Raw genomic sequence first — 26482 nt, 5'->3', positions numbered from 1 at the left:
CGGTGCCCGGTGACTCCCCGGGCGTCCCGTCCTCGCTCACGGCAGAACGACCACGCGGCGCTGCGGTTCCTCGCCCTCCGACTCGCTGCTCAGACCGGCAGCGGCCACCGCGTCGTGCACGACCTTGCGCTCGAACGGCGTCATCGGGCTCAGCTTCACCGCCTCACCGGACTCCTTGACCTGCTCCACGGCCTCCTGGGCCAGCGCGGTCAGCTTCTCCCGCTTGGTGGCGCGGAACCCCGCGATGTCCAGCATCAGCCGGCTCCGCTCGCCGGTCTCCCGCAGCACCGCGAGCCGGGTCAGCTCCTGGAGCGCCTCCAGGACCTCGCCGTCCCGGCCGACCAGCTTCTGCAGGTCGCGCGAGGTGCCCTCGGAGATCACCGAGACCGCGGCACGGTCCGCCTCGACGTCCATGTCGATGTCACCGTCGAGGTCCGCGATGTCCAGCAGCCCCTCAAGGTAGTCGGCCGCGATCTCGCCCTCCTGCTCCAGGCGGGTCAGGGCGTCGGCGGTGCCCTCAGCGGCGGTCGGGGTGGTGTCCGTCACGGGGGACTCCTTCATCACTTCTTGCTGTTGGGGGACTTGGGCTTGCCCGGCTGCGACTTCTTCGGCCGCTGCTTGGGCTGCTGCCGGGGCTGCGCCTTCTTCGGCTGCTCGGCGGACGGCTGACCGCTCTCCGGCTTGCCCTGCGGGTGGGTGCCACCGGCCTGCCGCTGCGACTTCGACTGCCGCTTGGGCTGGGTCCGGGTCGCCCGGGCCGCCTCGGCGGCCTTCTTCGCCTCGACCTCGGCCGGGTCCTCCTTCAGCTTGCCCTTCTTCCGCAGCCGCTCCTGGCGCTGCTGGAAGGCCACACTGCCCGGGGTGGGGTTCCGGGTGATCACGTACATCTGCTGCCCCAGCGTCCACACGTTGGTGGTCAGCCAGTAGATCAGCACACCGACGGGGAAGTTGATGCCGAAGACGGCGAACATGATCGGGAAGATGTACATCAGCATCTTCTGCTGATTCATGAACGGCGTCTTGACCGTCAGGTCCACGTTCTTCGTCATCAGCTGGCGCTGGGTGAAGAACTGCGAGGCCGACATCAGCACGATCATCACGACCGTGACCACCCGGACGTCGGTCAGCGAGGCGCCCAGTTCGGCGAGCTTGTCCGCGCTGTCCAGGAAGCGGGCCGCGATGGGGGCGCCGAAGATGGTGGCCTCACGCGCGCTGGTGACCTGCTCGGCGGTGAGCACGCCGACCTTGTCGTTGTTCGCGATGTGGTTGAGCACCTGGAAGAGCGCGATGAAGAACGGCGACTGCGCCAGGATCGGCAGACAGCTGGAGAGAGGGTTCGTACCGGTCTCCCGGTACAGCTTCATCATCTCCTCGGACTGCCGCTGCTTGTCGTTCTTGTAGCGCTCCTGGATCTTCTTCATCTTCGGCTGGAGCGCCTGCATATTGCGCGTCGACTTGATCTGCTTGAAGAACAGCGGGATCAGCGCGATACGGACGACGATGACCAGGGACACGATCGACAGGCCCCAGGCCCACCCACTGTCCTCGTTGAAGACCAGGCTGTAGAGATCGTGGAAGCGGATGATGATCCACGACACAGCGTAATAGAGAGGACTGAGGATCGTGTTGATCGTGTCCACGAGTCAGACTCCTTGGGCATTGTGAGAGGCGCCCCCGGATGGGATCCGGAGGAGAGTCCGGTGCCGCCAGCGATCACGCAGACGCCGATGCCAGACGGGACGCTTGCGCGGCGGGACGTGATCCACACCGCCGGGAGACCAGGGGTTGCACCGCAGGATCCGCCAGGCGGTCAGCGCGGAACCCTTGATCGCTCCGTGCCGGCCGACGGCCGTGTATCCGTAATGGGAGCACGACGGGTAGTAACGGCACACCGGCCCGAGCAGCGGGGAGATGGTCCACTGATACAGCTTGATCAGCAGCAACAGCGGGTACTTCACTGCCGTACCCCTCCCAGCAGCCGCTCCAGCGCGGCATCGAGATCCCGGGCCAGCTGTTCATGGCCAGCGGTGCCCGCCCCGGGCAGAGCCCGGACGACGACAAGGCTACCGGGGGGCATCCGGAACAGCCGGGCCCGTATGAGGTGCCGCAGCCGCCGCTGCACGCGATTGCGCACGACGGCATTGCCCACGGCTTTGCTCACGACGAAACCCGCACGCACCGGAAGAGAACTCTCCCGGCCCGCGTGCGGGTCCGTACCACTGCTCAGATGGACGACGAGACGCCGGCTCCCGGCCCTGCGTCCCCGGCGCACCACGTGCGCGAAATCCTCGCGCCGCCGCAGCCGGTTCTCGGGAGGGAGCACCGCATGGACCCGTCGATCCGGCGGCGGCTCAGGCCGACAGCCGGGCGCGGCCCTTGTTGCGGCGGGCCGTGATGATGGCGCGGCCGGCACGGGTCCGCATGCGCAGCCGGAAGCCGTGGGTCTTGGCCCGACGCCGGTTGTTCGGCTGGAAAGTGCGCTTGCTCACTCGGGGGCTCCAGAAGTTTTCGGTGTTCCGGCACAGGCTGCCGAGACAGGATGCGGCGGACCGACTGGCTGCCACCGTGCGCCCACGAGGGACTCGCAACGGAACCACCACCGCTCGCGCGGGGAGGGCGGACCATCGGAGGCAGGCGGCAGCAGCCGTCGGCAATGAGACCTGGCAACGGTACGCGCGAGGTGGCCGCACGGTCAAACCGGACCCCGACCCGTTGTACACACCCTGTGGACAATGACTTGATGTCCCAGGCCCCCGCTGACTAACGTGGCTCAACTCGACATCTATGTCCCGGTCGCCTCCGCGTCACACCTCATGACCACATCCGGCGCCACCCCTGCGAGTGAGAGAGCGTGCCCCGTGGCTGACCTACCTGCAGATCTTGCCGCGGTGTGGCCCAGGGTGCTCAGTGCCATCCTCGCCGACGGCCAGGGCGTCGAGTCGAAGGACCACCGCTGGCTCCAGGACTGCCGCCCGCTGGCCCTGGTCTCGGGCACCGCGCTGCTCGGCGTCTCCAACGAGTACGCCAAGAGCGTGCTGGAGGGCCGGCTGGCCCCGCTGATCGGCGAAGCCCTCAGCCGGGAGTGCGGCCGGCCCATCGGACTGGCCATCACGGTCACCGCGCCGCCCCCCGAGCCCCCGCCCGCCGCGGCCGGCCCGCCCGCCCCGCGCCGCCCGGAGGAACCCGCCCCGAACCCCCCGGCCCGCCGCGAACCCCCGGCGCCGCCCCGCGACGGGTACGACGGCGGCTACGACGGTTACGGCAGTGGCCGCTACGACGACGGCGGGGGATACGACGGCTACGGCCAGGACCTCCCCACCGCCCGGCCCGCCTACCCGGACCACCCGCAGGCACCGCGCCCGGCGAGCGGCGGCCGGGTGCCCGGCGGCTGGCCGGGCCCGGACGGCTATCCGCAGATCCCCGCCCAGCCGGCCCGCTACGCCCGGCACGAGCCGCCGCCGTACGACTCCGGCTACCGCTCCTACGAGCACCCCGGCCCGCAGCAGCTGCCGCAGGACGCGCTGCCCGGCCAGAACAACGGCCCCGGGCACGGCGCCGATCAGCGGCCCGGACAGGACCGGGGCCCAGGCCCGGGTCCGGGCGGATCGCCGGAGAGCGCGGGCGGCGGCACGGTCACCGGCAGCGGCGGCCCCGCCGAGCCCACCGCCCGGCTGAACCCGAAGTACCTCTTCGACACCTTCGTCATCGGTGCCTCCAACCGCTTCGCGCACGCCGCGGCCGTGGCCGTCGCCGAATCCCCGGCCAAGGCGTACAACCCGCTGTTCATCTACGGCGAGTCCGGGCTGGGCAAGACCCACCTGCTGCACGCCATCGGGCACTACGCGCGCAGCCTCTACCCGGGGACCCGGGTGCGCTACGTCAGCTCGGAGGAGTTCACCAACGAGTTCATCAACTCGATCCGCGACGGCAAGGCGGACGCGTTCCGCAAGCGCTACCGCGACATGGACATCCTGCTGGTCGACGACATCCAGTTCCTGGCGTCGAAGGAGTCCACGCAGGAGGAGTTCTTCCACACCTTCAACACCCTGCACAACGCCAACAAGCAGATCGTCCTCTCCTCGGACCGGCCCCCCAAGCAGCTGATCACCCTGGAGGACCGGCTGCGCAACCGCTTCGAGTGGGGCCTGATCACCGACGTCCAGCCGCCCGAGCTGGAGACGCGGATCGCGATCCTGCGCAAGAAGGCCGTGCAGGAGCAGCTGAACGCGCCGCCTGCGGTGCTGGAGTTCATCGCCTCGCGGATCTCCCGCAACATCCGGGAGCTGGAGGGCGCGCTGATCCGGGTCACGGCCTTCGCCAGCCTCAACCGGCAGCCGGTGGACCTCGGGCTCACCGAGATCGTCCTCAAGGACCTGATCCCCGGCGGCGAGGAGTCGACCCCGGAGATCACGGCGGACGCGATCACCTCCGCCGTGGCCGAGTACTTCGGCCTGGGCGTGGAGGACCTGGCGGGGTCCTCGCGCAGCCGCACCCTGGTCACCGCCCGGCAGATCGCCATGTATCTGTGCCGGGAGCTGACGGACCTGTCGCTGCCCAAGATCGGCCAGCACTTCGGCGGCCGTGACCACACGACCGTCATGCACGCCGATCGCAAGATCCGGGTGCTGATGGCGGAGCGGCGCCCCATCTACAACCAGGTCACCGAGCTCACCAACCGCATCAAGAACGGCTGAGCCGGCCGCTCACGGCTCCTTCGGCTTCCACAGCGCCCCCGGGACGTCCCGGGGGCGCTGTTCGATTACGGGGCTCCGCGGCCCGGTCATCCACAGAAAGGAGGGTGTGCGGGCGTCCACACCCTGTGGGAACGGCGCGTTGCCCACATCGGTGTCCACAGGCCACCGGGGAATGCGTTGTCGCCGCAGGTCAGGCCGCTGTGGAAACGTGGATATCGATCTTCCACAGCCTGTGGACAACGCGAGCGGGAGGCGGCGGTTCACCTCCGGTTTCCCCAGGCGAACCCCCTTGATCCACAGGAGGGGCCAGGTTACCCACAGGTGATCCACAAGGCTGTCCACTGTTCGGCAACACAACGCGCCGACTCACCGGTGAGGGTGAATCGGGTCACAGCGAACGTCCGCGCGCCCTGTTGATAAGGGCTCCGGATTCTGTGGACGTGGCTGTGGGTAACCCGGCCGCTGCTGTGGACGTCTGTGGACGACCGGGTCCCGGTCCACAGGGACCCCCTGTTCATCCACCGGTCCGTGCACAGGGCGTGTGGACAAAAAACCGGGCCTGAGCTGGGGAAAACGAGTTATCCACGGTTTCCACAGGCCCTACTACTACTACGACACAGTTAGAGCGGGGAGGTCGTTTCGAAGTGGGTGCTGTGGATGAACGGCTCTCCCGCGGCATACCCATCCCGGATCGATTTGACGCGCTCCAGCCCCTACTGTCAGTGCCGTGCGTCAGACTGGTGGCCGGTAGAACGCCAGCAAGGCAGCAAGGGCTGGGAGCAGCCAGCGACAGCAGGAGGCGGCTGAAGTGAAGATCCGGGTTGAACGCGATGTGCTCGCGGAGGCGGTGGCATGGGCCGCTCGGAGCCTGCCCGCCCGACCGCCGGTGCCGGTTCTCGCTGGCCTGTTGCTGAAGGCCGAGGACGGGATGCTGAGCCTGTCCGGGTTCGACTACGAGGTCTCGGCCCGGGTCTCGGTGGAGGTGGACGCCGAGGAGGAGGGCACCGTCCTGGTCTCCGGCCGGCTGCTGGCGGACATCTGCCGTGCGCTGCCCAACCGCCCGGTGGAGATCTCCACCGACGGGGTGCGCGTCTCGCTGGTCTGCGGTTCGTCGCGGTTCACGCTGCACACGCTGCCGGTGGAGGAGTACCCGGCGCTGCCGCAGATGCCGACCGCGACCGGCACCGTGCCGGGTGAGGTGTTCGCGGCGGCCGTCGCCCAGGTGGCGATCGCGGCCGGCCGGGACGACACCCTGCCGGTGCTGACCGGTGTGCGGATCGAGATCGAGGGCGACACGGTCACCCTGGCCTCGACCGACCGGTACCGGTTCGCGGTGCGGGAGTTCCTGTGGAAGCCGGAGATCGCCGATGTGTCGGCGGTGGCGCTGGTGCCGGCCAAGACGCTGCTGGACACCGCGAAGTCGCTCAGCGGCGGCGAGACGGTGTCGCTGGCGCTGTCCGGCTCGGGCTCCGGCGAGGGCCTGATCGGCTTCGAGGGCGCGGGCCGGCGGACCACCACCCGGCTGCTGGAGGGCGATCTGCCGAAGTACCGCACCCTGTTCCCGACCGAGTTCAACTCGGTGGCGGTGATCGAGACGGCGCCGTTCGTGGAGGCCGTCAAGCGTGTGGCCCTGGTGGCCGAGCGGAACACCCCGGTGCGGCTGAGCTTCGAGCAGGGCGTGCTGACCCTGGAGGCGGGGTCGAGCGACGACGCACAGGCTGTGGAGCGGGTGGACGCGGACCTGGAGGGCGACGACATCTCGATCGCCTTCAACCCGGGCTTCCTGCTGGAGGGCCTGAGCGCGATCGACTCGCCGGTGGCGCAGCTGGCGTTCACGACCTCGACCAAGCCGGCCCTGCTGAGCGGGCGTCCCGCGAAGGACGCCGAGGCGGACCAGGCGTACAAGTACCTGATCATGCCGGTGCGGCTGTCGGGCTGATCCGCGGCGCGGCCGGTGCGGCGGGAGCGCGAGGGTCGTCCCTCGCAAGGTCGCAGTATGCCGGTGCGGCTGTCGGCCGGCCAGCGGCGGCCCTCGCTCCGGCCGGAGCACGCGTACCGGCCGTGTGAGCGGCCGACCCCGCAGGTGAGCGCGGGGGTGCGGGCGTAGGCTCGGCGGGAAGCGTTAAGCACGATGAAGGAGTCCTGATGGAACTGGGTCTCGTCGGCCTGGGCAAAATGGGCGGGAACATGCGCGAGCGCATCCGCCGTGCCGGTCACACCGTCGTCGGGTATGCCCACCAGCGGGATGTCTCGGACGTGCACAGTCTCAAGGAGCTGGTGGACTCGCTGGCCGCGCCCCGTGTGGTGTGGCTGATGGTTCCGGCCGGTGAGGCGACGCAGTCGACCGTCGACGAGCTGGCCGAGCTGCTCGACCCGGGGGACATCGTGGTCGACGGCGGGAACTCGCGGTGGACCGATGACGAGAAGCACGCCCGTGAGCTGGCGGCCAAGGGCATCGGCTTCGTGGACTGCGGCGTCTCCGGCGGGGTGTGGGGCCTGGAGAACGGCTACGCCCTCATGTACGGCGGTGAGGCCGAGCACGTGGCACGGGTGCAGCCGATCTTCGACGCGCTCAAGCCGGCGGGCGAGTTCGGCGCCGTGCACGCGGGCAAGGTGGGTGCCGGGCACTTCGCGAAGATGGTGCACAACGGCATCGAGTACGCCATGATGCAGGCCTTCGCCGAGGGCTGGGAGCTGCTGGAGACCGTGGACTCGGTCACCGATGTGCGCGAGGTCTTCCGGTCCTGGCAGGAGGGCACGGTGATCCGGTCCTGGCTGCTGGATCTGTCGGTGCGGGCGCTGGACGACGACGAGCACCTGGAGCAGCTGCGCGGGTACGCGGCGGACTCGGGTGAGGGGCGCTGGACGGTGGAGGCGGCGATCGATCACGCGGTGCCGCTGCCGGCGATCACGGCGTCGCTGTTCGCGCGGTTCGGTTCGCGCCAGGACGACTCCCCGCAGATGAAGATGATCGCGGCGCTGCGCAACCAGTTCGGCGGTCACGCGGTCGAGAGCAAGTAGCAGCGGTCGGGCCGGCGGGGGCGCATTGTGCATGTGACGCATCTGTCGCTGGCCGACTTCCGGTCCTATGCCCGGGCCGAGGTGGAACTCGGCCCGGGCGTTTCGTCGTTCGTGGGCCCGAACGGGCAGGGGAAGACGAATCTGGTCGAGGCGGTCGGTTATCTGGCGACGCTGGGCAGCCACCGGGTGTCCGCGGACGCGCCGCTGGTACGGGCAGGCGCGGAGCGCGCGGTGGTGCGGGCCGCGGTGGTGGAGGGGGACCGCCGGCAGCTGGTGGAGCTGGAGCTGAATCCGGGGCGGGCGAACCGGGCGCGGATCAACCGTTCGTCGCAGGTGCGTCCGCGCGATGTGCTGGGGATCGTGCGGACGGTGCTGTTCGCGCCGGAGGATCTGGCCCTGGTGAAGGGCGATCCCGGGGACCGGCGGCGGTTTCTGGACGAGCTGGTCACGGCGCGGGTGCCGCGGCTGGCGGGGGTGCGGTCGGACTACGAGCGGGTGCTGCGGCAGCGGAACACGCTGCTGAAGTCGGCGGCGATGGCGCGGCGGCACGGTGGCCGTGGGGTGGATCTGACGACGCTGGACGTGTGGGATCAGCATCTGGCGCGGGCGGGCGCGGAGTTGTGGGGGCAGCGGCTGGGGCTGCTGGCGGCGCTCGGCCCGTTGGCGGACAAGGCGTACGAGGAGCTGGCGCCGTCGGGTGGTCCGGTGGGTCTTGAGTACCGTGCGGCGGCCGTCGAGGAGCCGGTGGACGCGGCGGGGCGCGAGGAGTTGTACGGGGTGCTGCTGGCCGCGCTGGGGGAGGCGCGGAAGCGGGAGATCGAGCGCGGGGTGACGCTCGTGGGGCCGCACCGGGACGAACTGGTGCTGCGGCTGGGGGAGTTGCCCGCGAAGGGTTATGCGAGTCACGGGGAGTCGTGGTCGCTGGCGCTGGCGTTGCGGCTGGCGGCGTACGAGCTGCTGCGGCAGGAGGGGCCCGAGCCGGTGCTGGTGCTGGACGATGTGTTCGCGGAGCTGGACGCGCGGCGGCGGGAGCGGCTGGCGGGGCTGGTGTCGGGTGGTGAGCAGGTGCTGGTGACGGCGGCGGTGCCGGAGGATGTGCCGGCGGTGCTGGCGGGGGCGCGGTTCGCGGTGTCCGGTGGGCGGGTTGAGCGTGAGTAGCGAGGAAGAGCCGCGCGAGCCGGAACCGGCGAAGCCGTCGAAATCGCAGAAGGCGCCGGAGCCGTCGGGGGTGGATCTGGCGCGGGTGGCGCTGCGGGCGGCGAAGGCGCGGGCGCGGGAGCGCGGTGATCAGGCGGGTCAGCGGCGGCAGGCGCGGCGCGGCGGCGGGCTGCGGTCGGGGGCGCGTCCCGGGGGGCGGGATCCGCTGCTGCTGGGGGCGGCGGTGGAGCGGCTGCGGGTGGAGCGCGGCTGGGAGGTTCCGCTGGCGGTGGGCGGGGTGATGGGCCGGTGGCCGGAGCTGGTGGGGCCGGAGATCGCCGCGCACTGTGTGCCGTTGTCGTTCGACGAGGCGGAGCGGGTGTTGTCGGTGCGCTGTGATTCCACGGCGTGGGCGACGCAGTTGCGGTGGATGGCCTCGGAGGTGCTGCGGAAGCTGAACGCGGATGTGGGCCGGGATTCGGTGCGGTTGATCAAGGTGCTGGGTCCCGGGGGGCCGCCTCGGCAGGGCGGTGGGGGCCGGTTGCGGGCGCCCGGGAGCCGGGGTCCTGGGGACACGTACGGGTAGGTCCGGGGGGTGCGCGATGTGATGCCGGTCACGTCGCTGTGGGTTGACAGGCGAAGGCGCTGAGCGCCGCCTGGAGCGGATGCGGCCCCTGGGCCGCATATGGGGAGTCGGGGGATGCCAGTTCAGGGCGGCACATGCGGACTCAGGGCCCGGCAAACCGCCATCGAGGTTGGCGCTAGCGGTAGACTGGGTGGGATCCGTGCTGTGCGGACCATGTCGAACGACGCAGCCGTTTCTGTGGGAACGCAGACGGCTCGCGCTGTGCCAGAAAGGGCGCTTCGTGGCCGATTCCGGCGATTCCAACAAGAACATCCCGACCCCCGGTGAAGAGCCGGAGGTCGCGCTCGGTGTGCCGGCGGACGGTGGTGCGTCGTACGACGCCAGCGCGATCACGGTACTGGAAGGTCTGGACGCGGTCCGCAAGCGGCCGGGCATGTACATCGGATCGACCGGTGAGCGTGGTCTGCATCACCTGGTGCAGGAGGTCGTCGACAACTCGGTCGACGAGGCGCTGGCCGGCCACGCGGACCGGATCGATGTGACGATCCTGGCCGACGGCGGGGTCCGGGTCGTGGACAACGGCCGTGGCATCCCGGTCGGCATGGTGCCCTCCGAGGGCAAGCCCGCGGTCGAGGTGGTGCTGACCGTGCTGCACGCCGGCGGCAAGTTCGGCGGCGGCGGCTACGCGGTGTCCGGCGGTCTGCACGGCGTGGGTGTGTCGGTGGTGAACGCGCTGTCCACGAAGGTGGCGGTGGAGATCCGCCGGGACGGCCACCGCTGGACGCAGGAGTACGAGCTGGGCGTGCCGGTCGCCCCCCTCGCGCAGCACGAGGAGGTGCCGGACACCGGGACGACGGTCACCTTCTGGGCGGACGGCTCCATCTTCGAGACGACGGACTACTCGTTCGAGACGCTCTCGCGCCGGTTCCAGGAGATGGCGTTCCTGAACAAGGGCCTGACCATCAGCCTCACCGACGAGCGCGCGGCGGCGAAGCAGACCTCGGGCGCCGACTCGGCGACCGCCGAGGACGACGACAAGCCGCGCTCGGTGACGTACCACTACGAGGGCGGCATCGCCGACTTCGTGCGCCACCTCAACTCCCGCAAGGGCGAGCCGGTGCATCCCTCGGTGATCGAGATCGACGCCGAGGACCCCGAGCGCAATCTCTCGGTGGACATCGCCATGCAGTGGAACACCCAGTACAGCGAGGGTGTCTACAGCTTCGCGAACATCATCCACACCCACGAGGGCGGCACCCACGAGGAGGGCTTCAGGTCGGCGCTCACCGCGCTGGTCAACCGGTACGCCCGGGACAAGAAGCTGCTGCGCGAGAAGGACGACAACCTCACCGGTGAGGACATCCGCGAGGGTCTGACGGCGATCATCTCGATCAAGCTCAGCGAGCCGCAGTTCGAGGGCCAGACCAAGACGAAGCTGGGCAACACCGAGGCGAAGACCTTCGTGCAGAAGATCGTGCACGAGCACTTCGCCGACTGGCTGGACCGCAATCCGACCGAGGCGGCGGACATCGTCCGCAAGTCCATCCAGGCCGCGACCGCCCGGGTGGCGGCCCGCAAGGCGCGTGACCTCACCCGCCGCAAGGGCCTGCTGGAGACCGCCTCGCTGCCGGGCAAGCTCAGCGACTGCCAGTCGAACGACGCCGCCAAGTGCGAGATCTTCATCGTGGAGGGCGACTCGGCGGGCGGCAGCGCCAAGGCCGGCCGTGACCCGCAGTTCCAGGCGATCCTCCCGATCCGCGGCAAGATCCTCAACGTGGAGAAGGCCCGGATCGACAAGGTCCTCCAGAACACCGAGGTCCAGGCGCTGATCTCGGCGTTCGGCACCGGGATCCACGAGGACTTCGACATCGAGAAGCTCCGCTATCACAAGATCATTCTGATGGCGGACGCCGATGTCGACGGTCAGCACATCAACACCCTGCTGCTCACTCTCCTCTTCCGCTTCATGCGTCCGCTGGTGGAGGCCGGCCACGTCTTCCTCTCCCAGCCGCCGCTGTACAAGATCAAGTGGGGCCGGGACGAGTTCGAGTACGCCTACTCCGACCGCGAGCGCGACTCGCTGGTCCTGCTGGGCCGCGAGCGCGGCAAGCGCATCCGCGAGGACTCCATCCAGCGGTTCAAGGGTCTGGGCGAGATGAACGCCGAGGAACTGCGGGTGACCACCATGGACGTGGCCCACCGGGTGCTGCGCCAGGTGACGCTGGACGACGCGGCAGCCGCCGACGACCTGTTCTCCATCCTCATGGGCGAGGACGTGGAGGCCCGGCGGTCCTTCATCCAGCGCAACGCCAAGGACGTCCGGTTCCTGGACATCTGAGCGCACCCCACCTGGCAGTTTGAGCAGCTGAGAGGAATCTGACTTCAGTCATGGCCGACGACATCACCCCCACCTCGGACGGCGGGGACTCCCCCGTCGTCGAGAACCCCGCCGCGGTGCTCGAAGAGGAAGTCACCCAGCGCATCGAGCCGGTCACGCTCGAAACCGAGATGCAGCGCTCGTATCTCGACTACGCGATGAGCGTGATCGTCTCCCGCGCGCTGCCCGACGTGCGCGACGGCCTCAAGCCGGTGCACCGGCGGGTGCTGTACGCGATGTACGACGGCGGGTACCGCCCCGAGCGCGGCTTCTACAAGTGCGCCCGCGTCGTCGGCGACGTGATGGGTACGTACCACCCGCACGGTGACAGCTCCATCTACGACGCCCTGGTGCGCCTCGCCCAGACCTGGGCGATGCGGATGCCGCTGGTCGACTCCAACGGCAACTTCGGCTCCCCGGGCAACGACCCGGCCGCCGCCATGCGGTACACCGAGTGCCGGATGGCGCCGCTGGCCATGGAGATGCTGCGGGACATCGACGAGGAGACCGTCGACTTCCAGGACAACTACGACGGCCGCAACCAGGAGCCGACCGTCCTGCCGTCCCGGTTCCCCTCCCTCCTCATCAACGGCTCGGCCGGCATCGCGGTCGGCATGGCCACCAACATCCCGCCGCACAACCTGCGCGAGGTGGCGGCCGGCGCCCAGTGGTACCTGGAGCACCCGGAGGCCACCTCCGAGGAGCTGCTGGAGGCCCTGATGGAGCGCATCAAGGGCCCCGACTTCCCGACCGGCGCGCTGGTGGTGGGCCGCAAGGGCATCGAGGAGGCGTACCGCACCGGGCGCGGCTCGATCACGATGCGCTCCGTGGTGGCGGTGGAGGAGATCCAGGGCCGGCAGTGCCTGGTGGTCACCGAGCTGCCGTACCAGGTCAACCCGGACAATCTGGCGCTGAAGATCGCCGACCTGGTGAAGGACGGCCGGGTCGGCGGCATCGCGGACGTGCGGGACGAGAGCTCCTCGCGCACCGGCCGCCGGCTGGTGATCGTCCTCAAGCGGGACGCCGTCGCCAAGGTGGTGCTCAACAACCTCTACAAGCACACCGACCTCCAGACCAACTTCGGCGCCAACATGCTGGCGCTGGTGGACGGGGTGCCGCGCACCCTGTCGCTGGACGCGTTCATCCGCAACTGGGTGGGCCACCAGATCGACGTGATCGTGCGCCGTACCCGCTACCGGCTGCGCAAGGCCGAGGAGCGGGCGCACATCCTGCGCGGTCTGCTGAAGGCGCTGGACGCCATCGACGAGGTCATCGCGCTGATCCGGCGCTCGGACACGGCCGATGTGGCGCGCGGCGGTCTGATGCGGCTGCTGGAGATCGACGAGATCCAGGCGAACGCGATCCTGGAGATGCAGCTGCGCCGGCTGGCCGCCCTGGAGCGGCAGCGGATCACCGCCGAGCACGACGAACTCCAGGCGAAGATCGACGAGTACAACGCGATCCTGGCCTCGCCCGAGCGGCAGCGCACCATCATCTCCGAGGAACTGGCGGCGATCGTCGCCAAGTTCGGGGACGACCGGCGTACCGCGCTGGTGCCGTTCGAGGGTGACATGTCCATCGAGGATTTGATCGCCGAAGAGGACATCGTCGTCACCATCACCCGCGGTGGCTACGTCAAGCGCACCAAGACGGTGGACTACCGGGCGCAGAAGCGCGGCGGCAAGGGCGTGCGCGGCACCAAGCTGCGCGAGGACGACATCGTCGACCACTTCTTCGTCTCCACCACGCACCACTGGCTGCTGTTCTTCACCAACAAGGGCCGGGTGTACCGGGCCAAGGCGTACGAACTGCCGGACGCCGGCCGCGAGGCGCGCGGGCAGCACGTGGCGAACCTGCTGGCGTTCCAGCCCGACGAGCGGATCGCGGAGATCCTGGCGGTGCGGGACTACGAGGCGGCGCCGTACCTGGTGCTGGCCACGAAGTCGGGTCTGGTGAAGAAAACGGCACTGAAGGATTACGACTCGCCGCGCTCGGGCGGGGTCATCGCCATCAACCTGCGGGAGATGGAGGACGGTCGCGACGACGAGCTGATCGGCGCCGAGCTGGTGTCGGCGGACGACGATCTGCTGCTGATCAGCAAGAAGGCGCAGTCGATCCGGTTCACCGCGACCGACGACTCGCTGCGGCCGATGGGCCGGGCGACCTCCGGTGTGAAGGGGATGAGTTTCCGCCCCGGTGACGAGCTGCTGTCGATGAACGTGGTGCGGGCGGGGACGTACGTGTTCACGGCCACCGACGGCGGGTACGCCAAGCGCACGCCGGTGGACGAGTACCGGGTGCAGGGCCGCGGCGGGCTCGGCATCAAGGCGGCGAAGATCGTCGAGGACCGCGGTTCGCTGGTCGGCGCGCTGGTGGTGGAGGCCACCGACGAGATCCTGGCGATCACCCTCTCCGGTGGCGTGATCCGCACCCGGGTGAACGAGGTGCGCGAGACCGGTCGTGACACCATGGGCGTCCAGCTCATCAACCTCGGGAAGCGGGATGCCGTCGTCGGTATCGCACGCAACGCCGAGGCGGGCCGGGAGGCTGAGGAGGTCGAGGCCAGCGAGGACGCCGAGGGCGTCGACAGCGGCCTGGGCCCGGTCACGAGCGACGAGGAGTAGGTGTGAGGGGTGCCGCGGGCGCCGCGCAGGGCGGTACGAGCGGTACGAGCAGTGAGGCCGGGCCACAGTCCGCCGGGCCGTCCCAGGAAGAGACGACTCGTGGGGGTTCCACGATGACCAGCGCCAGACCGGTGGATCCTTACTCACAGGACGGGCAGACGTACCACCCGCCGCAGGCCTACCCGGCGCCGCCGGGCGGGGCCCCGTCGGTGGGACCGCAGCAGGGCGGCGGCGGTACCGACGGGGCAGGTGTGCGCCGGCCGCGCACCGGCGCCCGTACGGTGCCGCGCACCCGCAAGGCGCGGCTGCGGGTGGCCAAGGCCGACCCGTGGTCCGTGATGAAGGTCAGTTTCCTGCTGTCGATAGCGATCGGGATCTGCACGATCATCGCCGTGTGGGTGCTGTGGATGGTCATGGACGCGATGGGGGTCTTCTCCTCCATCGGTGACGTGATCATCGAGGCGACCGGCTCGGAGGACGGCTCGGGCTTCGACCTGGAGGCGTTCCTGTCGCTGCCGCGGGTGCTGATGTTCACGACGCTGATCGCGGTGATCGACGTGGTGCTGGCCACCGCGCTGGCCACGCTGGGGGCCTTCATCTACAACCTGTCGGCGGGCTTCGTCGGCGGTGTGGAGGTCACTCTGGCGGAGGACGAGTAACCGCAGTTCAGGGTCCCGCACACCGATTTGGGAAGCGGGGCCGGGATGCGCTAACCTTGCCGTGCGCGAGGGGCTATAGCTCAGATGGTTAGAGCGCATCCCTGATAAGGATGAGGCCACAGGTTCAAGTCCTGTTAGCCCCACCGGCAGAGAACGGCCCCGGTCTTTGTGACCGGGGCCGTTCCGCGTACCGGGGAGGGGAAGTCCGGCCCGCGCCGTCCCCTTGACAGCAGCCGTCGGCCGTACTCATTCGGTATCATCGGGCGGCGGATGATTCGTTCACGTCGAAGAAGGACGAGGTAGCGCGGTGAAGAAGCTCCTCCTGGTCGCACTGGCCACCGTCGGTGGTCTCCTCGTGTACCGCCAGCTCCAGGCCAAGAAGGCCGAGGACGACCTGTGGACGGAGGCCACGGACACCGTTCCGGCCGACTCCGCTCCCGCGGGCGTCTGACTCCCGTCAAACTTTCGGGCCCCCACCGCTGATCGCGGTCGGGGGCCCGTGGTGTGCCGGGGGAACGGTGTCGTGGGCGTGGAGCGGGCCGTGCGGGCCGCTGGGGGCCCGGCACGGGCTCCGCCGCGGGGTGGGGCGGGCCCGGGGCCGGGCGTCAGCCCTGGTGGCTCTCGTAGTGCTCGACGGCCTCCCGGGTGCGGGCGATGCCGTAGATGCGCAGGAACTCGGCGAGTTCGGGGTGGCTGTCGGCGAGCAGCCGGGATGCGCTCTGGATCTCGGTGGCGTCGGAGACCGAGCGGAGCAGGGCCTGGATCTCGCGGACGACGCGCTTGGTGGGGTTGGCGGGGATACCGAGCGAGCCGGAGCGGACGGTGCCGGCCCGGTCGCCGAGCACGTTTCCGCCGGAGTTGCGGCGGATCTCCTCCATTGCGGCGGTGGCCTCGGCCGCGCTCATGTGGCCGGCGCGCACATCGGTGGCCAGTTCCTGGAGGGCACGGACCCGCTGGACGACGGCGGGGTTGCCGATCTTCGCCCGCTGCCCGCTCATCAGCTGGGACAGCATGGGCGCCGAGAGGCCGAGGACCACGGCGAGCCGCGCCTGGTTGAGGCCGAGGTCGGCGATCAGCCGGCGGAAGAGCGTGCCGAGCGGCTCGCCGTACCAGGTGGTCTGCTGCTCTCTCGCCTTCTCGGTGGCCTCCTGTTGCGCTGAGTCCATCGTGTCTCCCCTTTGTTCTCCCCTGATCGCTTCACGTGAGCGAAGTTGCGCGTCATCCTACGGAGCGAGGTGGCGCGGGGCGATACCCGGTCGGTTTCCGGTGGGAAGATTGGGTACGCTAGGCCGTGGCCGATCGGCCTGCGGGGCCTTAGCTCAGTTGGTAGAGCGCCGTCTTTGCATGGCGGATGTCAGGAGTTCGACTCTCCTAGGCTCCACGTCCCATCAGCTCCCCCGGCCTGCGTCCGCGCAGTCCGGGGGAGCTGTTCGCGTATCGGGGGTCACCACCGGGTTGTCCGTCCCCGGGAACCACAGGCTCGCCGCGCCGGCCGAGGCCACGACCGCGGCGCCGATCAGGACCGGCACGATGCCGGTCCAGGCGGCCAGCGCCCCGCCCACCAGCGCGCCGACGGGCAGCGTCGAGGTGAGGACCGCCTGCAGGAACGCGTTCACCCGGCCCAGCAGATGTGTCGGAGTGACCAGTTGCCGGGCGGTGGTCATGGCGATGATCCAGACCGTGGCGAGAAGCCCGAACAGGATCTCGTAGAGCAGCAGGACCGGGAAGGCCAACCCCAGCGAGGCGGCGGGGATGAGGAACAGCGCCCCGGCCGCGCCCGCCGCGCACCACTGGGTGGTGCGGCCCAGGCCCAGTGCCTTGGTGAGGGGGGTCGCGACAAGGACGCCGGCGCCCATGGCGACGGAGTAGGCCGTGTAGACGGTGCCGAGTTGCCACGGGGGCAGGGCCAGTTCCTGTGTCGCGTAGAGGATGAACAGCGCGCCGGCGGCGCCCCCGCCCAGGTTGAGCCCCGCGGCGGCGAGCGCCTGGCGGTGGAGCAGGGGCTCGCGCCGCAGGACCGCCAGCCCTTCGCGGAGCGCTTCCCGGCGCGAGCCCTCGGTGACGCCGGTGGCCGCGGGGGCGTTGAGAGCGGCGGGCAGGGCGAGGAACAGCAGCACGCCGAGCGTGTACGCCACGCACTCCACCAGGAGCGCGGACGCGGGGTCGGTGATGCCGATCAGGGCGCCGCCCAGGGCCGGCCCGCCGATCATGCCCGCGGTTCTGGCGCCGGTGAGCACCGAGTTGGCCGCCATGAGCTGTTCACGGCTCACCACCCGGGGCAGTGCCGACTGGAGCGCGACGGACACCGTGGCCGTCAGGGCACCGGACACGCACGCCACGGTGAAGAGGTGCGTCCAGGTGAGTGCGGACCAGGCGAAGGCCGGCGGGACGCTGCCGAGCACCAGTACCTGAACGCCCGTCAGCAGGGCCAGCATCCGGCGCAGCCGCGCGCGGTCCACGGCCACGCCGATGTACGGGCTCAGGACGATGCCCGGTACATAGGTCAGCGCCATCAGGGTGGCGGCGCCGAGAGGGCCCGCGTTCAGCTCGTTGATCGCCAGGAGCGGCAGCGCGAGTGCGGTCACCTGTCGTCCCACCGATCCGGCCGCCTGTTCGGTAGCGAGGAGCAGGAAGGGGCGGTGCCGCCGTAAGGGAGCGGAGACGGACACCGTGGGGCCCGGGTCCGCCGGCTTCGAGGTCTCTGTCACGTCGGGTCCCGGTGCGGAAGAAACGGCCGTACGCGTACGCCCTCGTGGCGCGGGGGCGGTGCGGTTCAGGCCGTGGTGAGTTCGGCGGGTGGGGTGCGCTGGTCGTCGACGGGCTCGGTGCGTTCCAGTTCGCCCCACACGATGTAGCGGTGGCGGGAGGTGAAGACCGGGGTGCAGGTGGTGAGGGTGATGTACTGGCCGGCCTCGGTGGCGCCGGATTCGGTGGGGATGGGTTCCAGGACGGCGGTGTTGTACTTGGAGGTCTCCGGCAGTACGGCGTAGACCCGGTAGATGTACCAGGTGTCGCGGGTCTCGAAGACGATCGCGTCGCCGTCGGTGAGCTTGTGGATGTTGTGGAACTTGGCGCCGTGGCCGTCGCGGTGTGCCGCCAGGGTGAAGTTGCCCTCGTCGTCCCAGGGCATGGCGGATTCGATGGGCTCGTCGTAGTAGCCGGCGACGCCGCCGTTGAGGGTGCCGAGGTCGATGCCCTCCTTGACCAGGATCTCGTCATTGGTCATGGCGGGGACGTGCAGGAAGCCGATGCCGTCGGAGGGGTCGTAGGTCACCGGGTCCTCGGGGCCGGCGTCCTCGGTGTCCCAGTGGTCGCGCACGGCGTCGCTCGCGCGGGACGCCTCCTGGTTGGCGACGACGTTGGTCCACCACAGCGAGTAGGCGACGAAGAGCCCGAGGACGATGCCGCCGGTGATGAGGAGTTCGCCGAAGACGGAGAGGGCGAACGCGACCCGGGTGCGTATCCCGCGGGCCGGCTTCGCCGCGGGCTCCGGGCCGGGTGCGGGCTCCGGGTCCGGGGCGGTCTCTTGCGTCTCAGTCGACGAGGGCATCGGGTTTTCCTTCGCTGCGGGGACGCTCCTCGGTCAACTGCCCCCAGACGATCATCCGGTAGGTGGAGGTGAACTCCGGTGTGCAGGTGGTGAGGGTGATGTAGCGGCCGGGTTCGGTGAAGCCGCCCTGGTCGGGGACGGGGTCGAGGACGGCGATGTTGGACGGGGAGGTGGAGTCGAGCCGGGAGGCCATCTCGTAGACGTAGTAGGTGCTCTCGGTCTCGATGACGATGGGGTCGCCCGGTTCGAGCTTGTTGATGAAGCGGAACGGCTCGCCGTGGGTGTTGCGGTGGCCGGCGAGGCCGAAGTTGCCCTCCTCGTCCCAGGGCATGGCGGTGGGCAGCCGGTCCTCGGCGGTGTAGTGGCCGACCATGCCCTTGTCGAGGACGCCCTTGGGGTCCACGCCCTCCGCGATGGGGGCGCGGACGTCGAGGGTGGGCAGGTAGATGATGGCGAAGCCCTCGCCGGGGGAGAACACGCCGGGCTCGCGGTCCTCGTCCTCGTCCGCCTCGCCGGCCTCGGCGCGGTCCCACTGTTCCTGGAGGGAGTCGGCCTGGCCGTTGGCGTGCGCGCGGGCCTCGACGTTGGTCCACCACAGCTGGTAGACGACGAACAGCATCAGCAGCACACCGGTGGTGATGAACAGTTCGCCGATGACGTTGCTGATGGCGGTGCCGGTCTGCTTGGCGGCCTTGGCGGCTGCCTTGGCCGCCTTGCGGCGGGCGGCCCGGCCGCCGGTCTCGGGCGGCCCGGTGGGGCCGGTGGGGCCGGTGGCCGGGGCGTCGGGGCGCGCCGGGGGGCGGTCGGTGGCGCCGTGCCGGCCGGCGGCCCTGGCGGCCTTGCGCCGGGCGGCGCGGCCTTCTCCGGGCGGCGGCAGCGGGGCGGGCCCGGCGGGGCTCTCCTCGGCGGGGACGGGCGGCAGGACGGTGGTGGCGGCCTCGTCGGGGCGCAGGTCGGCCGGCGGGCGCAGGCCCACGGTCTGCGGGTCGGCGGGGCCGCTGTCGTACGGGGTGTCCTGGTACGGGGGCGGGTAGCCGGCGTACGGGTCCTGGTAGGGCTGCGGCTGCGGCTGGTGCCCGTGGGGCGGGTGGGGCGGCTGCGGGTAGTAGGCGTCCTCCCCGGGGTACCAGGTGCCGTCCTCGCCCCCACGCCCGTCGGTCACGCCGCGGGCTCCTGCCGGCCGGCTCGTCCGACGACCGGTGCCAGCCCGTGGGAGCGCTCGACGGCGCCCGGATCGCCGCACACGGTGAGCCAGTTGGCGAGCATGCGGTGGCCGCCCTCGGTGAGCACCGACTCGGGGTGGAACTGGACGCCCTCGACCGGCAGGGTGCGGTGCCGCAGCCCCATGACGACGCCCTGGGTGTGGCCGGTGACCTCGAACACCTCGGGGACGGTGCCCTCGGCGACCGCGAGCGAGTGGTAGCGGGTCACGGTGAGCGGGGAGGGCAGCCCGGCGAAGACGCCGCCGCCGGTGTGCTCGACCTCGGAGGTCTTGCCGTGCAGCAGCTCCGGCGCCCGGCCCACGACGCCGCCGTAGGCGACGGCCATCGCCTGGAGGCCCAGGCACACTCCGAAGACGGGGATGCCGCGCTGTGCGCAGTGCCGGACCATGTCGATGCAGACCCCGGCCTGTTCGGGGGCGCCGGGGCCGGGGGAGAGCAGGACGCCGTCGTAGCGGTCGGCGGTGACGTCGGCGGTGCGGACGGCGTCGTTGCGCAGGACCTCGCACTCGGCGCCGAGCTGGTAGAGGTACTGGACGAGGTTGTAGACGAAGCTGTCGTAGTTGTCGACGACCAGAATGCGTGCGTTCATCAGCCGGCTGCCCCTTGTCCCTGCTGGTCGTCGACCGTCACGTCGTTGAACGGGAGCAGGGGTTCGGCCCAGGGGAAGACGTAGCTGAACAGCAGGTAGACGACCCCGAGCACGAGCACCAGGGAGATCAGCGCGCGCACCAGCGTGTTGCCCGGCAGGTGCCGCCAGATCCAGCCGTACATGGCGTCGCTTCTCCTTCGTGTCCCGCTCCGCGCGGCGGCGCCGCGTGCCCCAAGGGTACGACGGGCGGCGGGCGCCCTTCAGTGGATCAGGTCATTCGGTGGGGCCGGCGTAATGCAGTGCGGTGGAACCGTTGTAGGCGGCCAGGGTGAGGTCCTCGTTCTCCTCGACCTTCCAGCCCAGGCCGTAGGCGTCCACGTAGGCGCGGTAGTTCTGGATGACGGGGTCCTCGTCGAGGGCGGCGCGCAGCGCGTCGCGGTCGCCGACGGCGGTGACGGTGTAGGGCGGGGAGTAGAGCTGGCCCTGGAGGATGAGGGTGTTGCCGACGCAGCGCACCGCGCTGGTGGAGATGAGCCGCTGGTCCATGACCTGGATGCCCTCGGCGCCGCCGGCCCACAGGGCGTTGACGACGGCCTGGAGGTCCTGCTGGTGGATGACGAGGTCGTTGGGCAGCGGGTCGGGGATGCCGGGGAGCAGCGGTACGGCGTCCGGCGGGGCGTCGGTGAGGGTGACGGTGAGGGCGTCGCCGGTCAGCTCGGTGAGGCCGGCGGCGTCCTCGGCGCGGGCGAGGCGTTCGCTGCCGGCCGGGTCGGCGCCGCTCTCGCGCTTGGTGAGGGCGTCGACCTCGGCGCGCAGTTCGGCGGCGTCGGCTTCGAGGCGGGCGTTGTCGCGGTCGCGTTCCCTGATGAGGTCGGACATCTGGAGCAGGGAGTCGTCGGTGCGGATGTTGCTGCCGCCGGAGACGCTGAAGCTGACCCAGAAGAGGAGACCGGCGAGCGCGAAGACGGCTATGGTGCCGAGGCGGGCGGGACGGATCGGGTTCACACGCATCCCACTCCCACCCCTGGTCTCCTGTATCGGCCGTGGAAGCACTACGCTAGCTGACGATCCCACCGCTGTGCGCGCCCCAGCCGCCGCACGATCGACAGGAGAGTCCCTCGTGCCGAAGTCCCGGATCCGGAAGAAGAAGGACGCCGCCTTCCACGCGCCGGAGAAGAAGGAGAGCACCAAGCTCGACATGGGTGGCCGTCGCTGGGTGGCTCCGCTGATGCTGGCGATGTTCGTCATCGGTCTGGCGTGGATCGTGCTCTTCTACGTGACGCAGGCGGAACTGCCGGTGGCCGCGCTGGGCAACTGGAACATCGTGGTGGGCTTCGGGTTCATCGCCGTGGGGTTCGTCGTCTCGACGCAGTGGAAGTGACCGGAAGGCAGGCCCCGGGTTATCCACAGTGATCATCGGATGGGCTGTGGATAACCCGTGCCGACCGCCCCGGCGGGCCGGTAGGGCGCCCCGGTCGTACCGCCGCTGACCTGCGGAAACAGCGAAGCGGCGCGGTCGGCTACCGGGTGTGCACAACCTGATCCGGCCTGTGGATAAGTAAGATCAGCCGACCAGCTGTTGGGTGCGGACCACGCACGCGATGACGATGACGGCCAGCACCGCCACGCAGGTCAGCACCTGCACCGGCGTCCGCCGCGCGCGCGGCGCGTGCACCATCCCGTACGCGATCGCCGCGCCCGCCACCAGACCGCCGATGTGCGCCTGCCAGGCGATGCCCGACCAGGTGAAGGTGATCAGCAGGTTGATCGCCAGCAGGATGCCGATCGGCCGCATGTCGTAGTTCATCCGGCGCATGAGCACCGCGGTCGCGCCGAACAGGCCGAAGATCGCCCCGGAGGCGCCGAGCGAGAGCTGGTTGGGCGCCGCGAGCACGTACGACAGCGCCGAGCCGGCCAGCGCCGAGATCAGATAGAGCGCGGTGAACCGGAGCCGGCCGAGCGCCGCCTCCAGCTGCGGGCCCAGGAACCACAGCCCCAGCATGTTGAATCCCACATGCCAGATCTCCTGGTGCAGGAAGGCCGAGGTCAGCATCCGGTACCACTCGCCGTCGGCGACGCCGATGAAGTCCCAGCCGCCGCGCGAGGGGTCCCAGGCGTGCCCGAGCATGCCCAGATCGGTGACCAGCCGGTCGCCCGCCGAGAGCACCGCGATGAACACGGCCACGTTGAGCGCCAGAATGATCTTGGTGACCAGCCGGGTGTCCGCCACCAGCGCACCGCCGGCCAGCGTACGCGGCGCGCTGCCCCGGCCGGCCGCCGAGGCGCCCCGCACACACGCCGGGCACTGATAGCCGACCGAGGCCGAGATCATGCAGTCCGGGCAGATGGGGCGCTCGCAGCGGGTGCAGCGGATCCCGGTCTCCCGGTCCTGATGGCGATAGCAGACGGCCAGACCGGAGGGCTGCTGCTGCCCCTGCTGCTCCGTCATGACATCCCCTCGGGTCCCGGCACCATGGATAGGCCCCCCTGATCCTACGGACAGGGGGGCCTCAATGGTTCCCGAGGTACGGGGAGCGCCTCAGCGGTTCTCGATGACCACGGACTCGATCACCACGTCGTTGACGGGGCGGTCGGTGCGCGGGTTGGTCTCCGTGGTGGCGATCGCGTCGACCACGTCCTGGCCGGCGGTGACCTCACCGAAGATGGTGTGCTTGCCGGTCAGCCAGGTGGTGGGGGACACGGTGATGAAGAACTGCGAGCCGTTGGTGCCCGGGCCGGCGTTCGCCATCGCCAGCAGGTACGGCTTGGTGAAGGCCAGCTCGGGGTGGATCTCGTCCTTGAACTTGTAGCCGGGGCCGCCGGTGCCGTTGCCCAGCGGGTCGCCGCCCTGGATCATGAAGCCGCTGATCACGCGGTGGAAGACCGTGCCGTCGTACAGCTTGTCGGTGGTCTTGGCACCGGTCTCCGGGTTCACCCACTCACGGGTGCCCTGAGCCAGCTCGGTGAAGTTCTGCACCGTCTGCGGCGCGTGGTTCGGGAAGAGCCGCACCTCGATGTCGCCGCGGTTCGTCTTCAGGGTGGCGTACAGCTGCTCAGCCACGATGTACCTTCCGTTTACGTCAGTGACGGTCAACGATCCTGCCATGCGGCGGCGACACACCGTGCGCCCGGATGCCCGTTTCGCGTGCTGAGACCTCCCCCAGGCGGCATGATTTCCACACAAGTGGTGAGAAGGTCGTTTATCACAGTAAAGCGGTACGGAGGAGGACGAATGCCCCACACATCCCAGCGGGTCCGGTCCCTGCGCGACCAGGCCGCCTGCTACGCCAGGGACGCCGGCTCGTACATGGCCCCGCATGCCCAGCGCGCGGCCGGATATGCCCGCGACGGCCTCCAGCAGGGGCTCGCCCAGGCCCGGCAGAACCTCCCCGAGGGCGTCGACGCCGCCGCCGTACGGGCCGCCGAGCGGGCCAGGATCGCGGCCATCCGCACCCGGGAGATCGCCGGTCCCCGGATCGAGGCGGCCATGGCGGCGGCCGGACCCGCCTCCCAGGAGGCGGCCTCCCGCTCCGCCGCGGCGCTGGCCGCGCTGCGCGGCCAGGTCACCCCCCAGGAGATCCAGCACGTCGTCCACCGCCGCCGCTGCGCCGCGCGCCGCCGGCGCCGGATGCGGCGGGTCGGCGTGGCCGGCCTCACCGTGGGCGTGGCGGTGCTCGCCTGGCGCTGGTGGCAGAGCCAGTCCAGCCCCGACTGGCTGATGGAGCCCAGCCCGCCCACCGAGGGCGACGCGGCGACCGCGACCGGCGAACCCGACGTCCTGGACGGGGACCCCGCCTCCCGCTCCTAGAAGGCGAGCCGAACGAGACGGGTGAGGGCCCGGCGGACATCGTGTCCGCCGGGCCCTCACCCGTCTCCGTCGCGCGGCCGTCAGCCGCCGGCGCCGCCGAACGGCCAGCCTCCGTTGCCGTTGCCGTTGTTCCCGTTGTCGCCGCCTTCACTGCCGCCCGGGTCGCCCGCGCCCGGGTCCCACGTGTAGACGATGACCTCGGTGTCCTTGTCCACCTTGGTGCCCGCGCCCGGGTTGGTCGCGACGACCTGCGCCGACTCCGTGTCGTGACCCTCGACCTTCACCCGCAGCCCCAGGCCCTCCAGCGTGCCGCGCGCCGAGGAAAGCGGCTGGTTGTTCAGATCGGGGATCTCCACCTGCTCCGGCTGCTCGTTCTGCGACGGGATCGCCACCGTCAGCGTCACGGTGCCGCTCGGCGTGTGCTGGTTCCCGGCACCCGGCGACTGGCTGATCACCGTGTTCTCGGGGCGCGAGTCGTCCGTCTGGTTGACCCGGGTGACCGTGAAGTCCTCGCCCTCCAGAATCCCCTTGGCCTCGTCGAACGTCTTGCCCACCACATCGGGCACCGCCACCGTGTCCGGCGCCACCGCCACCGTCAGGGTGATGGTCTCGTCCGGTTGCACCTCGGAACCCGGGCTCGGGTCCTGGGAGAGCACCGTGTTCGGCTCGACGTTCGCGTTGACCTCGGTCGCCTGCTGGATGTCGGTGAAGCCCGCCTCCTCCAGCTCCGCCTTCGCGTCGTCGTAGGAGCTGTCGGTCACATCCGGGACCTCGATCGGCGCCGGGCCCTCGGACATGATCGCGGTCACCGTGTCACCGCGCTCGATCTCCTCGCCGGCCGCCGGATCTGTCTCGCAGATCGTGCCCTCGGCCTCCTCGCAGGGCTTGCTGTCGCCCTCCTTGAGGTCGATGCCGTTCGCCTGCCGCTGGGCCTCCTCCAGGGTGAGTCCGGCCAGATCCGGCACCGTCAGCGAACTCGGCGGCGGATCGGAGGCGAACAGCGCCTTGCCGATGAAGATCGCGCCGATCAGCACCAGCACCCCGGCCAGCACCAGCAGGATCGTCGACAGATTGCTCTTGCGCTGCCGCCGGTCCGCCCGGCTGTAGCCGTCGTCGTACCCGCCGCCGTCCGCCGGCGGCATCATCGCGGTCTGCGGATCGGCCGCCCGCAGCGCGGTCGTCGGCCGGTCGTCGTACGCGTACGCCCCCGCGCCCACCGGCAGCGCGGCCGAGATCGGCCGGCCGTCCAGGGCGGCCTCGATGTCGGCGCGCATCTCGTCGGCGTTCTGGTACCGGTAGTCCGGGTCCTTGACCAGCGCCTTCAGCACGATGGCGTCGGTGTCGGGGGTGATCTCCGGATCGAAGACGCTCGGCGGCTGCGGCTCCTCGCGCACATGCTGATAGGCGACCGCCACCGGGGAGTCCCCGATGAACGGCGGCCGGACCGCGAGCAGCTCGTACAGCAGACAGCCCGTCGAGTACAGATCGGAGCGATTGTCGACCGTCTCGCCCTTGGCCTGCTCCGGGGAGAGGTACTGGGCGGTGCCGATCACCGCGGCCGTCTGCGTCATCGTCATGCCGGAATCGCCCATGGCCCGGGCGATTCCGAAGTCCATCACCTTGACCTGGCCGGACGTGGTGAGCATCACGTTCGCCGGCTTGATGTCGCGGTGCACGATCCCGTTGCGGTGCGAGTACTCCAGCGCCTGGAGCACCCCGATCGTCATCTCCAGCGCGCGCTCGGGCAGCAGCTTGCGGCCGGAGTGCAGCAGCTCACGCAGGGTGGAGCCGTCCACGTACTCCATCACGATGTACGGGATGGAGATGCCGTCGACGTAGTCCTCGCCGGTGTCGTACACGGCGACGATCGCGGGGTGGTTCAGGGACGCGGCCGACTGCGCCTCGCGGCGGAACCGGGCCTGGAACGTGGGGTCACGGGCGAGGTCGGTGCGCAGGGTCTTGACGGCGACGGTACGGCCGAGACGGGTGTCATGGGCCAGATGCACCTCGGCCATGCCACCGCGACCGAGCACATGGCCCAGCTCGTACCGCCCGCCGAGGCGACGCGGCTCATCCATGATTCCTGCCCTCTCCGTTCGATCCCGGCCGCACCTGTGGTCGGCCCGGCTGGGGTCCCCCGCCCTCGGGCACGAGGGGTCCAAGCTCTGGCTTACGGTACCCGCCGCGAGCCGGGCGCCCGGCTCCCGGCCGTCC

Annotated in this window: 26 protein-coding genes and 2 tRNA genes; 13 read left to right on the top strand and 15 right to left on the bottom strand. The window is 70.4% G+C overall.

The features are described 5' to 3' along the window. Positions 1 to 36: 36 nt before the first annotated feature. Genes BM385_RS12870 through rpmH form a run of 5 tightly spaced genes read right to left on the bottom strand, consistent with a single transcriptional unit; the run spans position 37 to position 2489 of the window. Positions 37 to 561, bottom strand: coding sequence for a Jag family protein (locus BM385_RS12870; protein WP_276034927.1), 525 nt, complete (start codon positions 559 to 561; stop codon positions 37 to 39). Then, on the bottom strand, positions 561 to 1631 hold the full coding sequence (gene yidC / locus BM385_RS12865) for a membrane protein insertase YidC (RefSeq protein WP_093843331.1): 1071 nt from the start codon (positions 1629 to 1631) through the stop codon (positions 561 to 563). Before yidC ends, BM385_RS12870 begins: the two co-directional genes overlap by 1 nt. Positions 1632 to 1643: 12 nt before the next feature. After that, entirely contained in the window at positions 1644 to 1958 is a 315-nt protein-coding gene (gene yidD / locus BM385_RS12860) for a membrane protein insertion efficiency factor YidD (protein ID WP_078575806.1), read from the bottom strand. Beyond that, a complete protein-coding gene (gene rnpA / locus BM385_RS12855) occupies positions 1955 to 2323 on the bottom strand; it encodes a ribonuclease P protein component (RefSeq protein WP_026047152.1) in 369 nt (122 codons plus the stop codon). The genes yidD and rnpA overlap by 4 nt, the downstream gene beginning before the upstream one ends. Before the next feature lie 28 nt (positions 2324 to 2351). Beyond that, positions 2352 to 2489: a 50S ribosomal protein L34 gene (gene rpmH, locus BM385_RS12850; RefSeq protein WP_019432177.1), complete on the bottom strand. Its 138-nt coding sequence runs from the start codon at positions 2487 to 2489 to the stop codon at positions 2352 to 2354. A gap of 369 nt (positions 2490 to 2858) precedes the next feature. Between rpmH and dnaA the strand changes: the two genes are divergently transcribed. The 10 genes from dnaA to BM385_RS27130 all read left to right on the top strand — a co-directional run bounded on the left by dnaA (position 2859) and on the right by BM385_RS27130 (position 15549). Next, positions 2859 to 4694 carry a chromosomal replication initiator protein DnaA gene (dnaA, locus tag BM385_RS12845; protein ID WP_093843119.1) on the top strand — a complete coding sequence of 612 codons (1836 nt, stop codon included), beginning with the start codon at positions 2859 to 2861 and terminating at the stop codon, positions 4692 to 4694. An 808-nt stretch (positions 4695 to 5502) separates the two neighbouring features. After that, entirely contained in the window at positions 5503 to 6633 is a 1131-nt protein-coding gene (dnaN, locus tag BM385_RS12840; RefSeq protein WP_093843118.1) for a DNA polymerase III subunit beta, read from the top strand. Between the two features lie 206 nt (positions 6634 to 6839). Then, positions 6840 to 7715 (top strand): phosphogluconate dehydrogenase (NAD(+)-dependent, decarboxylating), encoded by an 876-nt coding sequence (gene gnd, locus BM385_RS12835; protein ID WP_019432174.1) that lies wholly within the window; start codon positions 6840 to 6842, stop codon positions 7713 to 7715. Positions 7716 to 7742: 27 nt separating this feature from the next. Then, complete coding sequence (gene recF, locus BM385_RS12830) at positions 7743 to 8873, top strand: DNA replication/repair protein RecF (protein WP_026047151.1); 1131 nt, start codon at positions 7743 to 7745, stop codon at positions 8871 to 8873. After that, positions 8809 to 9438 (top strand): DciA family protein, encoded by a 630-nt coding sequence (locus BM385_RS12825; RefSeq protein ID WP_078575804.1) that lies wholly within the window; start codon positions 8809 to 8811, stop codon positions 9436 to 9438. The genes recF and BM385_RS12825 overlap by 65 nt, the downstream gene beginning before the upstream one ends. A 280-nt stretch (positions 9439 to 9718) precedes the next feature. Beyond that, positions 9719 to 11776, top strand: a complete 2058-nt coding sequence (gyrB, locus tag BM385_RS12820) for a DNA topoisomerase (ATP-hydrolyzing) subunit B (protein WP_019432171.1) — start codon at positions 9719 to 9721, stop codon at positions 11774 to 11776. A 50-nt stretch (positions 11777 to 11826) separates the two neighbouring features. Next, positions 11827 to 14439, top strand: coding sequence for a DNA gyrase subunit A (gene gyrA, locus BM385_RS12815; protein WP_093843117.1), 2613 nt, complete (start codon positions 11827 to 11829; stop codon positions 14437 to 14439). 113 nt (positions 14440 to 14552) lie between these two features. Beyond that, entirely contained in the window at positions 14553 to 15098 is a 546-nt protein-coding gene (locus tag BM385_RS12810) for a DUF3566 domain-containing protein (protein ID WP_019432169.1), read from the top strand. Between the two features lie 69 nt (positions 15099 to 15167). Next, positions 15168 to 15241 (top strand) — tRNA-Ile (locus BM385_RS12805). 164 nt (positions 15242 to 15405) lie between these two features. After that, positions 15406 to 15549, top strand: a complete 144-nt coding sequence (locus tag BM385_RS27130; RefSeq protein WP_019432167.1) for a DLW-39 family protein — start codon at positions 15406 to 15408, stop codon at positions 15547 to 15549. Between the two features lie 154 nt (positions 15550 to 15703). Here BM385_RS27130 and BM385_RS12800 read toward each other — a convergent pair whose 3' ends face one another. Then, entirely contained in the window at positions 15704 to 16264 is a 561-nt protein-coding gene (locus tag BM385_RS12800) for a helix-turn-helix domain-containing protein (protein WP_019432166.1), read from the bottom strand. Between the two features lie 142 nt (positions 16265 to 16406). Between BM385_RS12800 and BM385_RS12795 the strand changes: the two genes are divergently transcribed. Continuing rightward, positions 16407 to 16479, top strand: a tRNA-Ala gene (locus BM385_RS12795). A 7-nt stretch (positions 16480 to 16486) separates the two neighbouring features. On the opposite strand, the gene BM385_RS12790 is transcribed toward BM385_RS12795, so the two are convergent. The 6 genes from BM385_RS12790 to BM385_RS12765 all read right to left on the bottom strand — a co-directional run bounded on the left by BM385_RS12790 (position 16487) and on the right by BM385_RS12765 (position 21471). Further along, positions 16487 to 17683 (bottom strand): MFS transporter, encoded by a 1197-nt coding sequence (locus BM385_RS12790; RefSeq protein WP_367889596.1) that lies wholly within the window; start codon positions 17681 to 17683, stop codon positions 16487 to 16489. Positions 17684 to 17871: 188 nt separating this feature from the next. Continuing rightward, positions 17872 to 18648: a class E sortase gene (locus tag BM385_RS12785; RefSeq protein WP_093843116.1), complete on the bottom strand. Its 777-nt coding sequence runs from the start codon at positions 18646 to 18648 to the stop codon at positions 17872 to 17874. Then, positions 18632 to 19810 carry a class E sortase gene (locus BM385_RS12780; RefSeq protein WP_019432158.1) on the bottom strand — a complete coding sequence of 393 codons (1179 nt, stop codon included), beginning with the start codon at positions 19808 to 19810 and terminating at the stop codon, positions 18632 to 18634. Before BM385_RS12780 ends, BM385_RS12785 begins: the two co-directional genes overlap by 17 nt. Next, a complete protein-coding gene (locus tag BM385_RS12775) occupies positions 19807 to 20460 on the bottom strand; it encodes an aminodeoxychorismate/anthranilate synthase component II (protein WP_093843115.1) in 654 nt (217 codons plus the stop codon). Before BM385_RS12775 ends, BM385_RS12780 begins: the two co-directional genes overlap by 4 nt. After that, entirely contained in the window at positions 20460 to 20642 is a 183-nt protein-coding gene (locus BM385_RS12770; RefSeq protein ID WP_019432156.1) for a hypothetical protein, read from the bottom strand. Before BM385_RS12770 ends, BM385_RS12775 begins: the two co-directional genes overlap by 1 nt. Positions 20643 to 20733: 91 nt before the next feature. Then, a complete protein-coding gene (locus BM385_RS12765; RefSeq protein WP_019432155.1) occupies positions 20734 to 21471 on the bottom strand; it encodes a DUF881 domain-containing protein in 738 nt (245 codons plus the stop codon). Positions 21472 to 21580: 109 nt separating this feature from the next. On the opposite strand from BM385_RS12765, the gene crgA reads away from it, so the two are divergent. Further along, on the top strand, positions 21581 to 21841 hold the full coding sequence (crgA, locus tag BM385_RS12760) for a cell division protein CrgA (protein WP_019432154.1): 261 nt from the start codon (positions 21581 to 21583) through the stop codon (positions 21839 to 21841). Between the two features lie 183 nt (positions 21842 to 22024). Here the strand turns inward: crgA and BM385_RS12755 are convergent, their stop codons facing one another. Beyond that, the gene (locus BM385_RS12755; RefSeq protein WP_019432153.1) at positions 22025 to 22909 is read right to left on the bottom strand and encodes a rhomboid family intramembrane serine protease; all 885 of its coding nucleotides are present in this window, start codon (positions 22907 to 22909) and stop codon (positions 22025 to 22027) included. Positions 22910 to 22999: 90 nt separating this feature from the next. Continuing rightward, entirely contained in the window at positions 23000 to 23521 is a 522-nt protein-coding gene (locus BM385_RS12750; protein WP_019432152.1) for a peptidylprolyl isomerase, read from the bottom strand. 171 nt (positions 23522 to 23692) lie between these two features. On the opposite strand from BM385_RS12750, the gene BM385_RS12745 reads away from it, so the two are divergent. Beyond that, positions 23693 to 24268 (top strand): DUF5324 family protein, encoded by a 576-nt coding sequence (locus BM385_RS12745; protein ID WP_019432151.1) that lies wholly within the window; start codon positions 23693 to 23695, stop codon positions 24266 to 24268. A gap of 80 nt (positions 24269 to 24348) precedes the next feature. Here the strand turns inward: BM385_RS12745 and pknB are convergent, their stop codons facing one another. Continuing rightward, on the bottom strand, positions 24349 to 26346 hold the full coding sequence (gene pknB / locus BM385_RS12740; RefSeq protein ID WP_093843114.1) for a Stk1 family PASTA domain-containing Ser/Thr kinase: 1998 nt from the start codon (positions 26344 to 26346) through the stop codon (positions 24349 to 24351). Between the last annotated feature and the right edge of the window lie 136 nt (positions 26347 to 26482).

This window comes from Streptomyces harbinensis, assembly GCF_900116145.1.
Lineage (GTDB): Bacteria > Actinomycetota > Actinomycetes > Streptomycetales > Streptomycetaceae > Streptomyces > Streptomyces carpaticus.
The sequence above is the reverse complement of the archived record's forward strand: the minus strand, read 5'-3'. Positions and strand labels throughout refer to the sequence as shown.